Raw genomic sequence first — 13,065 nt, forward strand, 5'->3', positions numbered from 1 at the left:
CCATGGCCGTGTCCGACCTGCCCGCACCCGTCACCCGCCGAGAGGCAGCGCCGCCGGTCGACGGCGGTGGCCTGGAGGAGGCGCTGCGCGCACGCGTCGACGGGGAGGTGCGGTTCGACGCCGGCAGCCGGGCCGCGTACTCGACCGACGCCTCGAACTTCCGGCAGACCCCGATCGGCGTGGTCGTCCCCCGTACTCCCGAAGCGGCCGTGGAAACGGTTGCGGTCGCGCGGGAGTACGACGCGCCCGTGCTGTCCCGGGGCGGCGGGACGAGCCTGGCCGGGCAGTGCACCAACACGGCCGTGGTGATCGACTGGTCGAAGTACTGCAACCGCCTTGAGTCCGTGGACATCGACGCCTGCACCTGCGTCGTCCAGCCCGGCATCGTGCTCGACGACCTCAATCGGCGACTCGCCGATACCGGGCTGCGCTTCGGACCCGAGCCCGCCACCCACATGAACTGCACGATCGGCGGCATGATCGGCAACAACTCCTGCGGCGCCACCGCCCAGGCCACCGGCAAGGTCGTCGACAACGTCGCCCGTCTGGAGGTGCTCCTCTACGACGGCACGCGCTTCTGGTGCGGCACGGCCGACGACGAGGAGTACGCCGGGATCGAGCGGCACGGCGACCTCCGCTCGGCGGTCTACCGGCAGTTGCGCGCCCTGCGCGACACCTACGCCGACGAGATCCGTAACCGTTTCCCCGACATTCCCCGCCGCGTCTCCGGCTACAACCTCGACTCGCTGCTGCCGGAAAACGGTTTCGACATCGCCGGACTGCTGGTCGGCAGCGAGTCCACGCTCGTCACCGTGGTGCGCGCGGAGCTGAAGCTGGTGCCCGTGGTGAAGGAACGGACGCTGGTCGTGCTCGGGTTCACCAGCGTCGAGCGCGCCGCCGACGCGGTGCCGGACATCCTGCCGTACGAGCCGATGGCGCTGGAGGGCGTCGACTCCAAACTCATCCGTGACGAACAGCTCAAGCACCTCAATCCCCAGGCGATCTCCGAACTGCCCGAAGGCAAGGCCTACTTGATGGTGGAGTTCGGCGGCGACACGCTTGAGGAGTCCGACCAGCGGGCGCATCGCATGCTGGACGCGCTGGACGAGAGCGAGCACGACCCCGAGGTCGCGTTCGTGGAAGACCCGGACCGTGAGGAGGAGTTGTGGCAGGTCCGCGAGGCCGGGCTCGGCGCCACCGCGCACGTCCCGCACCGTCCCGACACCTTCGAGGGCTGGGAGGACTCAGCCGTACCGCCCGAACGGCTCGGTGACTATCTGCGCCGACTGCAGGACCTGTTCGAGGAGTTCGGCTACCGCAGCGACACCGGGCCCAGCCGCTACGGCCACTTCGGGCAGGGCTGCGTGCACACCCGGATCCCCTTCGACCTGTACTCCGCCGACGGTGTGGCCGCCTACCGGCGGTTCATGGAGCGGGCGGCCGACCTGGTCGCCGAGTTCGGCGGGTCCTTCTCCGGGGAGCACGGGGACGGGCAGAGCCGGGGCGAGCTGCTGTCGCGGATGTTCGGGCAGGAGCTGGTCGAGGCGTTCGGCCGGCTCAAGGCCGTGTTCGATCCGCGGGACCGGATGAATCCCGGCAAGGTCGTGGCGCCGTACGGACTCGACCAGCATCTGCGGCTGGGCGGCGACTGGGCACCGTACGACCCACGCGATCTGCACTTCCGTTTCCCGGACGACGGCGGGTCGTTCGCCGAGGCCGCGAACCGGTGCGTGGGCGTCGGCAAGTGCCGCCGGCTCACCAACAAGGGCGGCACGGTGATGTGCCCCTCCTATCAAGTCACCCTGGAGGAAGAGCACTCCACACGCGGGCGGGCCCGGCTGCTGTTCGAGATGCTCGACGGGCACGGGGACGGCGCGATCCGGGACGGCTGGCGTTCGCAGGCGGTGAAGGACGCCCTCGACCTGTGTCTGGCGTGCAAGGGATGCAAGAGCGACTGCCCGGCCGACGTCGACATGGCCACGTACAAGGCGGAGTTCCTCACCCACCACTACGCGGGCCGGCCCTGGCGCAGGCCGCGCTCCGACCTGGCCTTGGGCTGGCTGCCCGTCGTCGCGCAGGCAGTGGGCCGCGCACGGCTGGGGCCGGTGGTCAACTCCCTCACGCGCCTGCCACCGCTGTCGAAGGCGGCCGTGACCCTCGCGGGGGCCGAGGAACGGGAGCTGCCCCGGTTCGCCCGGCGCACACTCCAGCAGTGGTTCGCCCGGCGCGGCCCGTACGGCGATGGGGCACGCGGGACGGTTCTGCTGTGGCCGGACACCTTCACCAACTTCTTCCACCCGTACGTCGGTCAGGCCGCCGTCCGTCTGCTGGAACACGCCGGCTGGCGGGTCGAGCTGCCCGGCGAGCCGCTGTGCTGCGGGCTGACATGGATCTCCACCGGGCAGCTCGGCACCGCCGAACGGGCGCTCGGGCGGACCGTCCGCCGTCTCGCCGGGCACGTCCGCGACGGCGGTCTGGTCGTTGGTCTCGAACCGAGCTGTACCGCCGTGTTCCGGTCGGACGCGGCGGAGCTGTTCCCCGGTGACCGGGACGTACGCAGGCTGCGCGAGCAGACCGTGACCCTCGCCGAACTGCTCACCGAGCACTCCCCCGGTTACGAGCCCCCGCAGTTGCCCGGCCGGGAGGCGCTCGTCCAGGTGCACTGCCATCAGCATGCGGTACTGGGCTGGGACGCAGACCGGGAACTGCTCCGACGGGCAGAGGTCGAAGCCGAGCGGCTGGAGTCCGGGTGCTGCGGTCTGGCCGGCAACTTCGGCTTTGAGCAGGGGCACTTGGAGGTCAGCAAGGCTTGCGCGGAGCGGGTGTTGCTGCCCCGGTTGCGGGAGACGGATGCCGGTACGGCTGTGCTGGCGGACGGGTTCAGTTGCCGTACGCAGATCCATGAGTTCGACAGTGGGGGGCACGAGGGGGTGCACTTGGCGGAGTTGCTGGCGTCGGGACTGCCTCGGAGGTAGGGCCGCGAACCGGCTGCTCGGCCTGCTCACCCAGATCCACCCGCCGCTGGAAAGGGCGCTGGGGCCGCGGTTGCAGCACCCCGGCTGACAACCCTGCTGCGGCCGAAGGCGCCGAGGCTGGCCGAGCGGCTGGCCGAGCAGATCTTCGCCGCGTTGGACGAGCAGACGTGACCGTCCCGGGGACCGAGGCTGCCGCTCTGATCGTCCCGAGCCTCACCGCCTCACTGACGGCCGGGCTTGACCGTCGCCAGCCGCTGGCCGGGCGGATCGGGGAACTGCTGAAGGCAGCTCCCCCTCTTTCGAAGGTCCTGACGTCGATGCCGGGAGTCGGCGTCAGGACCGGAGCCCGGAAGGATCCTGATCGAGGTCGGCGACGGCAGCACTTTCCCGACCGCCGGCCAACTCGCCGCTTACGCGGGTCTTGCCCCGGCGACCCGCGGCTCAGGTTCATCGATCCGCGGCGAACAGCCTTCCCGGAGGGGTTCCCCCGGCTTACGCCGCCACCAACGCGGCGTCCTCCGCCTCCACCTCGGCCTCCGCTTCCGTCTCCGTCTCCGTCTCCGTCTCCGTCTCCGTCTCCGCCAGCAGATCCATCAGCGTCGCCCGCGCGCGGGCCACCCGTGAACGGACCGTCCCCACGGGGCAGTCGCTCACCTCGGCCGCCTCCGCGTACGGCAGTCCGAGCAACTGGGTGAGGATGAACGCCTCCCGGCGCTCGTCCGGCAGCCCCGCCAGCAGGTCGAGCAGCGCGATGCCGTCGTCGAACCCGGGCAGGTCCTGCGGCTGGGCCAGCTCGATCGCCAGCTGCCAGTCCGGTACGTCGGACAGTCGGGGCCGGGCGGCGGCGTACCGGAGGCGGTCGATCACCGCGCGCCGGGCGATGGACAGCAGCCAGGAGCGGGCCGAGGAACGGCCCTCGAACCGGTGCAGACTGCCGAGCGCCCGCAGGAACGTGTCCTGCGCCAGGTCGTCGACCGCCTGGGGATCGGCGCAGAGATAAGCGACGTACCGCAGGACGTCGCGGTGCAGCGCGCGGACGAACTGCTCGACGGCGGCCGGGTCTCCACCGCGAGCGGCGAGCGCCCATGCGGTTATCGAGTCGTCGAGGGTTGTTTCGTCGACGACTTCCGTTCCGCCGTTTTTGTCGCGCGAGTGAGACAGGGCAGGAGTGATCACCTGGAGTCCTTCTCGGTCATCCGGAATCGGACCGACGACGCACGCGGGTGCGGCGGCCCGGTCAATGGGGATACGGCCGTACGGCTCTTCACGGACGTACGACCGAGGCCCGAGGCGCACACGGGCGGCCTCGGGTACCGGTTGGCTGTCTGTCTTCAGATGACAGCGGTCCCCAGGGGCGGACCCCGAGAAGTGATCGCGTGGATGAGAAGAAGGAGGCGCGGCGCCCGCTCCGAGCGCCGGCGGCGCACGCTGGGGCGCGGGTGGTGCGGCGGGGTCGGCAGCGCGAGCAGCAGCCGCAGCGGGGCGGCGAACCATCCGGCGACGGCGCGCAGGATGCGGAAGGCGGCCCGTTCGCCGTACGCCAGCCATAGGCCGCTCAGCGACGCGGCGAGCAGGTGGGCGGCGAGCATGCCGAGGGACGACGAGTCACTCATGGACGTGGAGACCATGGATGCCATGGACGCCATGGACGTCGTGGAGGACATAGGAGGCATGGGGGACATGGAAGACATGGAGTCCGACGCCATAGCTCCCATGTGATCCATGTGGCTCATGTCCATGTGAGCCATACCCATGTGGCTCATGCCCATGTGGCTCATGCCCATGTCCTGGTGCATGGAGGGCACGCCGCTCACCGACTGCGCGTACGACAACGCCTGGTGCAGTGCGGCCTGGGTGACGACCACGACCGTCACGACGAGGGCGAGGCCGCGTTCACGACCTGCCAGGCACCAGCCGACGCCGCCGGTGCCGGCCACGCCCGCGGCCAGCGTCCAGGCGGGCACCTGGGCGCCGGACATCAGGGCATGGCCCAGGGCGGCGAGCAGCACACAGACGGCCGCGAACACCGCGGCCCGTACTGTGCGAGAACACCACCCTGCCGCCATGGCGCCTCATCCTCGCATCCTGACGTCCGTCGACATGCCTGGGTACGGATACGACCCGTTCCGCCACTCGCCCCGAGGCGTGTGATCCACGCCACGACGACCATGACCGCTCCAGGGGCTGCTTTCCGGCCACGGTGGCGGTGAAGACGAACGCGTGGTCGCGGTCAGTCCGGAGGCCGATCGCCGTAGGGGTGCCGGACACAGGACGCGACGACCATGAAGGGCCACAGGGACTGGATCGCCGTCACCAGGCGCTCGGCGGCCCCGATGACACCGTCGTCCTGCTGCATCTCGATCAGAAACCAGAGTGCGGCGAGAACCATCAGCGCGGTCGCCGCGATGGAGGGCAGCGGCCGCAGACCCCATGGCGCGGGCGCACCCCGCACCGCGGCCAGCACCGGCCACACCGCCAGGAGCGTGAAGCCGACCGCGGCGACCGAACCGTGCCGCAGCGAGCCCCCGCTGCTCGGCGGCGGCACCAGCGCCACCACCAACGCCGCCACTCCGCCCCCGCCCAGCGCCACCCGCCCGGCGAACGCGGCCGGCCGCAGGCCCCAGGCGGTGAGCAGATGGCAGACACCCAGCGTGAACAGTGCCCCGGTCATCACCCAGAACCCCGCCGCCCCGTAGGCCGCCAGCACGCTGATCGTCTGGGTGACGGGGTCATAGGCGGGCCCTTCGAGCAGCGCCGCGATCGTCCAGCCACCGATCAGCACGAAAGGCGCACACCCCGACGAAAGCAGGGCCCACCACGGAACAAGTCGCATCAGATAACCGCAAAACGCACCACTCTTCCCGTATCGCGTACACGCAGACGACGAAAACGGCACCCTGCGTCAATCGTCTGCGTCAACCGCTTACGTCAGAAGCTGCCCCCATGGATATCGATCACATGTACGGAAATGATCCACCCAGGAAATCGGTACTTACATGCCGCTGGGGGCCATGAGTGCGGAGTCACGAGTTCGGGTCGAGCAACGAGTTGAGCGGTACCGTGCACGGCGCGACCATCCAGGCCGGTGCGGTCTACGGCGGTATCCGCATCGACTCCGAGGTGCAGCCCGTCGGACAGACGCCCTGGCAGTTTCCGCCCTCCGTACGCATGGTCGACCGATCGCGAGAGCTGGCGGCACTGGAGCGGCACCGGTCCCGCGCCACCCGGGAGAAGCGGCCCACGCTGGCCGCCGTGAGCGGTCTCGGCGGGGTCGGGAAGACCACCCTCGCCCTGAGCTGGCTGCACACATTGCGCCCCGATTTTCCGGGCGGCCAGTTGTACGCGGACCTCGGCGCCCAGTCCCCCGACGGCCCGGCGCTCCCCGGCGAGGTGCTCGGGCGCTTCCTGCGGGCTCTGGGTGTCTCCGTACAACAGGTTCCCGCGACGCTCGCCGAACGGACGGCGCTGTACCGATCCGTAACCGCCAACCGGCGTGTGGTGGTGCTGCTCGACGACGCCGCGACCGCGGCCCAGGTACGGCCGTTGCTGCCCGCGGGCGGAACCGTGACGGCAGTGACCAGCCGCATCCGGCTGCCGGGACTGACCGTTGACGGTTGCTTCCCCCTCCATGTGGAGCCGCTCGCCCCCGAAGCGGCGGTGGAACTGCTCGCGGACACCTTGTCCGACGGCCGGGTGGCGGCGCAGCCCGATGCCGCACGCACTCTGGTCGAGCTGTGCGCCGGACTGCCGCTGGCCGTACGGGTCGCCGGTGCCCGGCTCGCGGCGCGACCGGAGCGCCGTATCACCACGATGGTGCGCGCCCTCGCCGAGGAGCGCGGCCGGCTGGAGGCGCTGGCGATAGACGACGACCACGATGTGCGGGCCGCCCTGGACCTGTCTTACCGGGCGCTCCCGCCTGCGGCCGCCCGGCTCTACCGGCTGTTGGGGCTGCACCCCGGCCCGGAGTTCGGCAGCACGGTGGCTGCCGCACTCTGCACCGACGGGGCCGAAGGCGACGCGGTGGGGTTACTGGAAATGCTGCATGACGCGAGTCTGCTCCTGGACGCCGGAGACGAACGCCACCGCTTTCACGATCTCGTACGCCTGCACGCCACCACAAAGGCCCAGGAGGACGAACCACCGCAGCAGCGCGAGACGGCCCTGCGCCGCATCGCCGACCACTACCTGGCGAGCGCCACGCGGGCCGAGGAGATCATCGATCCTCAGCACCGCACCATGAGGAGGGACTACGGCGCCGGTCCGGTGGTCACGGCGAATGCTGGCCGCGACCCCCAGGCCGCCCTGGACTGGCTGGAACGGGAGCTGGCCAATGTGATGGCCGTGGTCCGCCAGGCTCGCACCGCGGGCTTCCCGGCCATCGCCTGGCAGTTGGCCGACGCACTGTGGCCTCTCTTCCTGCGGCGCAAGTTTTACGACGACTGGCGTACCGCGCACGAGGAAGGGCTCGCGGCAGCGCGGGAACTGGGCGACACGGCAGCCGAAGGCCGGATGCTCACCTCCGGTGGGCTGGGGCAGCTCGGCTCCGGGAACCACGGCCGTGCCCTGGAGATGTTCGAACGCGCGGCGCGGCTCTACCTGGACGCCGGCGACCGGCTCGGGCACGCCCGCACGCTCAACTACCGAGGGCTCGCCCTGCAGCGGCTCGGGCAGTTGGAGGAGGCCATCGACCAGTTCCGACGCGCCGCCGAGGAACTGCCGCAACACGGCGACCGGCGGGCCGGCGCACTGGCCCGGCTGAACCTCGCCGACACCGCTCTGGCCATGGGGCGTGCCGAATCGGCGCTCCACCACGCCGGCACCGCGAACACAACGCTTCACCAGGAAGGCGACTCTTACAACGCCGCACGCGCGGCCACGCTCCTGGGCCACGCGTCTCTCGCCCTGGACCGGCTCGATCAAGCAGGGGAACAGCTGTCGTCCGCCCTGACGACGCTGAGCGGCATGGCGGCGCGATACGAGATGGCCCGCGCCGTCGGCGGCCTGGCCGGGGTCGCCGAGCGGCGCGGCGACGCAGACACCGCCCGCGACCACTACCGAGAGGCGCTGGAGCTCTACGCCTCCGTCGACCGGTCCCGATCGGAGGAAGCGGAGTCCGCGCGCCGCCGCCTCCGGCGGTTGGAGGGCGGCGGATCCGAGGCCTGAGTCTGCGGGGGATGCGGCGATACCAAGCTGAACTCCGCCGTAGGCAGGCCTGCCACCAGCCAGGAATGGGCGAACGAGGCAAGGGCCGCCCACAGTTCCTCGGGCCGTTCTGGGCCCCCGGCGCTCTGGGCCACGAGTTCGAGCAGGACCCCGTCCGGACTGAACCGGAGCCAGCAGCGGGAGCCGTGATGGACAGCCACCACCAGTGCCCCCGGATGGGCAGCGGCTGTCTCGGCGGCCCTCTGCGCTCCCGTACCCTGCTCGATCAGCACGTCGGCGAGCAGAGCCAGGCGCCCGCGCGATGGAAGCCTGACCCGGACATGCTCGTCCACGGTCACCGTACGGGAGGCCGGGTCCAGCAGTACGGAACAGACTCTGCGTGCCCGGCCGCGTGACTCGGTGCCACGGAGAGCGGACGTCACGGCTACGAACGTCGTCACGGCGCACCCACGCTGCCAGGTTCGTCGTAATGCACCGTGATCGGGAGACGTGCCGGTTCCGTCGTTGTGCGGAGGGCGGGGGCCCGCAGGCGGAGCTTGCGGTAGAGCAGTGCGCGCATCTTGCGGGAAAACCGGCCCGGTTCCGAGGAGATGCGGGACGCCACCCGCTCGTATCGATGTGTACGGCACGTCGCCAGGCTCCGCCTGAGCTGCGGGCGCAGCGGACGGTCTCCGCGGAGGCGCGGTGCGAAGGACATGAGTTCGGCGAGGGGAGAACCCGGATCCACGTCAGCGTCGGGCCGCCCCGCCATGAGGACGGGCACCCCGGTCATCGCGCCATAGAGGGTGACTGAGCCATGGTCTCCCACGATGTAGTCGGCGGCGACGACCGCTCCGGACCAGTCTCCGTACGGACTGACCAGGCTCAGGCCCGAGCGCCCCAGCCCGGCGAGCCAGGCCCGGACCTGCCAGGCTCCGTGCGCGTTCCAGACATGGGGATGCAGGAGTGCGGCGATGCGGAACTCGTCTCTGGGCAGTTCGCCGACCAGCCGTTCCAGGACCTCCCAGCCCTGCCCCAGAAGTGAGTCGGGTCCCCAGGTGGAACAGACGAGGATCAGCCGTTGTCCGGCCCTGGCCCCGAGGGCGTTCCGGTAGAGCGCCCGAAAGGGAAGGCTGGCGCCGATGCGGTCGAAGCACGGGTCGCCGACCACCTCGGCTACCGGCAGTGCTTCGGGGCATTCACGGCCGAGCCTGGTCAGTTCCTCATGGTGGGCCAGCACGATGACCTCGGGCACCACCGCGCCGTCTCGCACCAACCGCTGCCTGCTGAGACCGTACACACCGCGCTGCGCCACCGGCCGGTCGGGCCGCCCGGCTGGGGTGAGCTTGTTGTGGCCGGCTCCGTGCGGGAGCACGATCACAGGGGTGTGCAGTTCGTGGAGGCTGCCGTGGCTGGCGGCCAGAGCGAGGTCGAAATGTGTCTGCACCGCCTGGCTCCACGGCATGACCAGGCCTCCCAGCCGGTCCAGGAACTCGGCCACACCATTGCCGAACACATCGGGTGCCTGGGTGAAGAAGAGCTGCACCCTGATGTCGCCTTCCAGCAGACGTACCGTGTCGAGCAACCGCTGCCCGGCGATCACGGTGTGCACCACGACCAGGACGCGCCTGCGAGTCCTGCGGGTGGCCCAGCGCTCGACGTCCGGCCGTACCGGCACATGTCGCCAGTGCGGCTCGGTCACTGTCACGCTCATCGTCGTCGTCCCCCGGTTCTTCTTCGATGCCTTCTCGGCCGCGGTCCTGCGCAGCCGTTGACGATGGCCTGCCCCGGGGGCTGGATGGCCGGCTTGCAGGAATCCTGCATTCCTGCGAAACCACCGCCCTGTGCGCCCCTCACGCTCCGATGCGCCCCTGTCTCCACCCCGGGATCCCGCTGAACAGTGGATGGAGTTCCGCACGCCAGTGGCGGCGGAGAGCCGAAGGAGCGCTGTGGACGCGGAATTGGCGACTCTCGCGGGAACCGGAGCGACGACGGTGGTCAGTCTCCTGGTCACCGAGACGTGGGAGCAGGCGAAGCAGCGTGTGATACGGCTCTTCGCTCGCGACGGTGAAGCGGCAACCGTGGAGGGGGACTTGGGCGAGTCCCGCGACGCACTGGCAGCAGCGACCGGAGCAGCCGACGAGGAGGCACTCACCGCCGACGTCACGGCGATGGTACTGCTGCGGCTGCGCCGTCTTCTGGAGCAGGATCCCGACGCAGCCGACGAACTCCGGTCCCTCGTCGAGGAATTCGCCCTTGCCGCTGGCAGCGATGAGACGGGCGAGGCGGGTGCGGTACACAACAGCATCACCGGGGGCGCGCAGCACGGCCCTGTGTTCCAGGGGCAGTCCTTCTCGAATCTGACCATCCACAGCTCCGGGGCCGCGGCTCCGGATCAGTGAGGCACGGCGCTCGCGATCGGCGCCTTGAGGATCCGCCACGTCAGCACGATCGACGGCGTCATTCTGGCCCAGACGACCAGCGACCACGGCGGCTACCCACTGCCCCCGTTCTGCGCGGCCACGCCGGGCGCCGGTTCGTCGTCCCCTACCGCCACGGCGAGCGGCTCACCCACGCTCGCTCGGTCGGCACACCGCAACCCCGATCACGAGAAATACGCCGGGGACACCACGATCAGGATTCAAGAAGCGCCGGTCACCGAGGTGCGGCTAGCGTCAAGGCCACACGTGGAAGAGCAGGGTCGCCATCATGCGGGGCCGCTGTCTGCTCGGCCTCAGCAACGCCAACCGGCGGGCCGCCGGCGTCGACACCGGAGACGAGGTCGAGGTCGGGCTGGAGCTCGACGCCGGGCCCCGTCTCGTGGTCGAGCCCGAGGACTTCGCCCGCGCTCTGGACGCCGACCCGGCCGCCCGCGAGGCCTACGACCGCCTGCCCCAGGGCCGCAAGCGGCAGCACGTCCTCGCCGTCGACAGCGCGAAGAAGCCCGAAACGCGCCGGCGCCGCATCCAGAACGCCGTGGCATCGCTCCGGGACGTCCAGAACGCTCTGCCGTCGCTCCGGGACGAAGCGGGCCGATAGCCACTCACCGAGGCAGGTGCGGCCCGTCGTGTCCCGGCCGACGCCTGGGCCGTATCGCACCACGGGCCTGACGGGCCTGACGGCCTGACGGGCCTATTCGCAGGTGATCTCGTCGCGCGGGGTGTAGTGGGTGCGGAACGGTTCCCGCTTCACTTCCTTGCCGTCATCGAGGAAGACCCGCTCCACGGTGACGTCGAAGCCCTCCAGCGGAGTCTGCGGCACGCACTCCTTGTCGGTGCTGACCTTGTCCTCCGGCTGCTTCACGTTCGTGCGCGGCCCCGTCACCGACTCGATCTCGTCGTACTTCTTGGTGCCGAGGAAGGTGATGGTCACCGACGTGTCGGTGGACTCGGCCTGGATGTAGAGGGCGCTGCCGGAGTCGTTGGCGAACCTCAGGTCCAGGCTGCCCCAGGCGACCGTGGCCTCGCGGCCCTCCGGGTAGCGCTCTATGTAGAAGGAGTGGGCGCCGTACTCCACGGGCTTGACCCCGGCGAAGAACATCGCGTTGAACACGGTCGTGGCCACGGCGGAGACCCCGCCGCCGGGTGCCTTGGTGAACTGGTCGTCGAGGATCATGACGCCCTCGACGAAGCCGTTGGCCTCGGTGCGCTCGCCGACGGTCCGGTTGAAGCTCCAGGTCTCGTCCGGCATGACGACGGAGCCGTTGATCAGTTCCGCGGCCCGGCCGATGTTCGTCGTGCGGTACGGCGCCGGTTCGAAGTTGACGGTGAAGGAGGACAGCTTCTCCGTCAGCCCCAGCCGTGCGGCGTTCGCGCGGGTCACCTGCGGCTGGGTCACGCGCGTGGCGACCTCGCCGGTGCGGGCGGTGCCCGATTTGGTGAGCAGCGGCAGTACGGCCCTGCTCAGCGCCTCGTCGGTGACCTCCTGTCCCGGGCGTCCGTCCTCGGCCACCGCGACCTTGTCGCCGTCGAGGCGCAGCGTGGCGTTCTCAGCCGTGGCGGGCAGTCCGGCCAGGGGCTGGGCCACCGCGGGGGCGGCGCGCAGGCCCTTGGCGTCCAGGTGCGGGGTCAGGCTGCCGGCGCTGTCCGGCCGCATCGTCAGGTGTGCGCCCAGGACGGCCTGGTCGATCGTGAACCGCTTTCCGCCCGCGATGAGCGTGACGGGCGCCGACATGGCCGGCTGCGCGAACTCGCGCACCGCCCGCCGCACCTCCTCCGCCGTGACCTTCGGTTTCGTCTCGCGGGTGGGCAGGTCCGTGACGGAGCCGGCCTCGCCGCGCACGAAGGCGCCGCGCAGGGGGCCGACCGCGGCGTCCACGTCGAGTGCGTGGCCGTTGCGCGGGGCGACCTGCCGGACCTGGCCACCGGCGAAGGCGACGGCTCCGTCGCGGACCTTCTGATCGAGTGTCTTCGCCAGTTTCCCGAGGGCGGAGCGGGCCTTGTCCTCGTCGACGCGTACGACCGGCTCGACGGCGCCACCCGAGGCGAAGAGCCCGCCGATCGCGCTGAACGGATCGGCGCCGCCGGTGCGTGCCGCCCGGTCGACGGTCTCCTCGATGTCGAAGGTGATTCCGGCCCGCTGCGGAGCGACCGTGCCCCTGCGGTCACCCACCGTCACGGCCAGCTCCCGCGGGGCGGCCTCCCCCAGCCGCTCCTCCAGCTTCCGGGTGGCCTCCGTGCGGGTCAGGCCACCGATGTCGACGCCGCGCACCGTCGTACCGGGGTCGATGTCCCCGCCCGCGAGCAGCCCGGCGAGATACAGGCCACCCACACCTACGGTCAGGGCGCCGCCGGCCAGGGCGAGAGGCGGAACGGAGGGTATTCGGGGGCGCATGGGTCTCCTGGACGAGGGATGGGACGGTGCTCCCAAGGACGCGGCACTGCGCACAGGGCAAGCGTCCCAAGGTAGCCACAAATCGACTGAAAACGCATATGTCCCACGTCACGCC

General features: G+C 70.7%; 8 protein-coding genes and 2 pseudogenes. 5 read left to right on the forward strand and 5 right to left on the reverse strand.

The window, feature by feature from the left end:
• The first annotated feature begins 2 nt into the window (after positions 1-2).
• Entirely contained in the window at positions 3-2,975 is a 2,973-nt protein-coding gene (locus tag GFH49_RS12840; RefSeq protein WP_155055985.1) for an FAD-binding and (Fe-S)-binding domain-containing protein, read from the forward strand.
• Positions 2,974-3,476, forward strand: a pseudogene (locus GFH49_RS12845) (transposase); the annotation flags it as partial. The gene GFH49_RS12840 and the pseudogene GFH49_RS12845, both read left to right, overlap by 2 nt.
• Here GFH49_RS12845 and GFH49_RS12850 read toward each other — a convergent pair.
• The 3 genes from GFH49_RS12850 to GFH49_RS12860 all read right to left on the reverse strand — a co-directional run bounded on the left by GFH49_RS12850 (position 3,468) and on the right by GFH49_RS12860 (position 5,808).
• Positions 3,468-4,151 carry a sigma-70 family RNA polymerase sigma factor gene (locus tag GFH49_RS12850; RefSeq protein ID WP_196217962.1) on the reverse strand — a complete coding sequence of 228 codons (684 nt, stop codon included), beginning with the start codon at positions 4,149-4,151 and terminating at the stop codon, positions 3,468-3,470. The pseudogene GFH49_RS12845 and the gene GFH49_RS12850 sit on opposite strands and share 9 nt — an antisense overlap.
• 155 nt (positions 4,152-4,306) lie before the next feature.
• Positions 4,307-5,041: a hypothetical protein gene (locus tag GFH49_RS12855; protein WP_155055986.1), complete on the reverse strand. Its 735-nt coding sequence runs from the start codon at positions 5,039-5,041 to the stop codon at positions 4,307-4,309.
• A 164-nt stretch (positions 5,042-5,205) separates the two neighbouring features.
• Positions 5,206-5,808 (reverse strand): DUF998 domain-containing protein, encoded by a 603-nt coding sequence (locus GFH49_RS12860; RefSeq protein ID WP_155055987.1) that lies wholly within the window; start codon positions 5,806-5,808, stop codon positions 5,206-5,208.
• A gap of 182 nt (positions 5,809-5,990) precedes the next feature.
• On the opposite strand from GFH49_RS12860, the gene GFH49_RS12865 reads away from it, so the two are divergent.
• Complete coding sequence (locus tag GFH49_RS12865) at positions 5,991-8,138, forward strand: ATP-binding protein (RefSeq protein ID WP_155055988.1); 2,148 nt, start codon at positions 5,991-5,993, stop codon at positions 8,136-8,138.
• Positions 8,139-8,574: 436 nt separating this feature from the next.
• Here the strand turns inward: GFH49_RS12865 and GFH49_RS12870 are convergent, their stop codons facing one another.
• A complete protein-coding gene (locus GFH49_RS12870) occupies positions 8,575-9,831 on the reverse strand; it encodes a hypothetical protein (RefSeq protein WP_155055989.1) in 1,257 nt (418 codons plus the stop codon).
• A 235-nt stretch (positions 9,832-10,066) separates the two neighbouring features.
• On the opposite strand from GFH49_RS12870, the gene GFH49_RS12875 reads away from it, so the two are divergent.
• Positions 10,067-10,519, forward strand: a complete 453-nt coding sequence (locus GFH49_RS12875; protein ID WP_155055990.1) for a hypothetical protein — start codon at positions 10,067-10,069, stop codon at positions 10,517-10,519.
• A 289-nt stretch (positions 10,520-10,808) separates the two neighbouring features.
• A pseudogene (locus tag GFH49_RS41470) lies at positions 10,809-11,156 on the forward strand (YdeI/OmpD-associated family protein); the annotation flags it as partial.
• Positions 11,157-11,249: 93 nt separating this feature from the next.
• Here GFH49_RS41470 and GFH49_RS12885 read toward each other — a convergent pair.
• Positions 11,250-12,950, reverse strand: a complete 1,701-nt coding sequence (locus GFH49_RS12885; RefSeq protein ID WP_155055992.1) for a VanW family protein — start codon at positions 12,948-12,950, stop codon at positions 11,250-11,252.
• Between the last annotated feature and the right edge of the window lie 115 nt (positions 12,951-13,065).

Origin of the sequence: Streptomyces blattellae (assembly GCF_009709555.1) — a bacterium.
Taxonomy (GTDB): Bacteria; Actinomycetota; Actinomycetes; order Streptomycetales; family Streptomycetaceae; genus Streptomyces; species Streptomyces blattellae.

What these genes read in the sequence shown, in the direction of transcription:
- GFH49_RS12840 (WP_155055985.1), top strand. Translation starts at nt 3, where the DNA reads ATGGCCGTGTCCGACCTGCCCGCACCCGTCACCCGCCGAGAGGCAGCG.
- GFH49_RS12855 (WP_155055986.1), bottom strand. Translation starts at nt 5,041, where the DNA reads ATGGCGGCAGGGTGGTGTTCTCGCACAGTACGGGCCGCGGTGTTCGCG.
- GFH49_RS12860 (WP_155055987.1), bottom strand. Translation starts at nt 5,808, where the DNA reads ATGCGACTTGTTCCGTGGTGGGCCCTGCTTTCGTCGGGGTGTGCGCCT.
- GFH49_RS12870 (WP_155055989.1), bottom strand. Translation starts at nt 9,831, where the DNA reads ATGAGCGTGACAGTGACCGAGCCGCACTGGCGACATGTGCCGGTACGG.
- GFH49_RS12885 (WP_155055992.1), bottom strand. Translation starts at nt 12,950, where the DNA reads ATGCGCCCCCGAATACCCTCCGTTCCGCCTCTCGCCCTGGCCGGCGGC.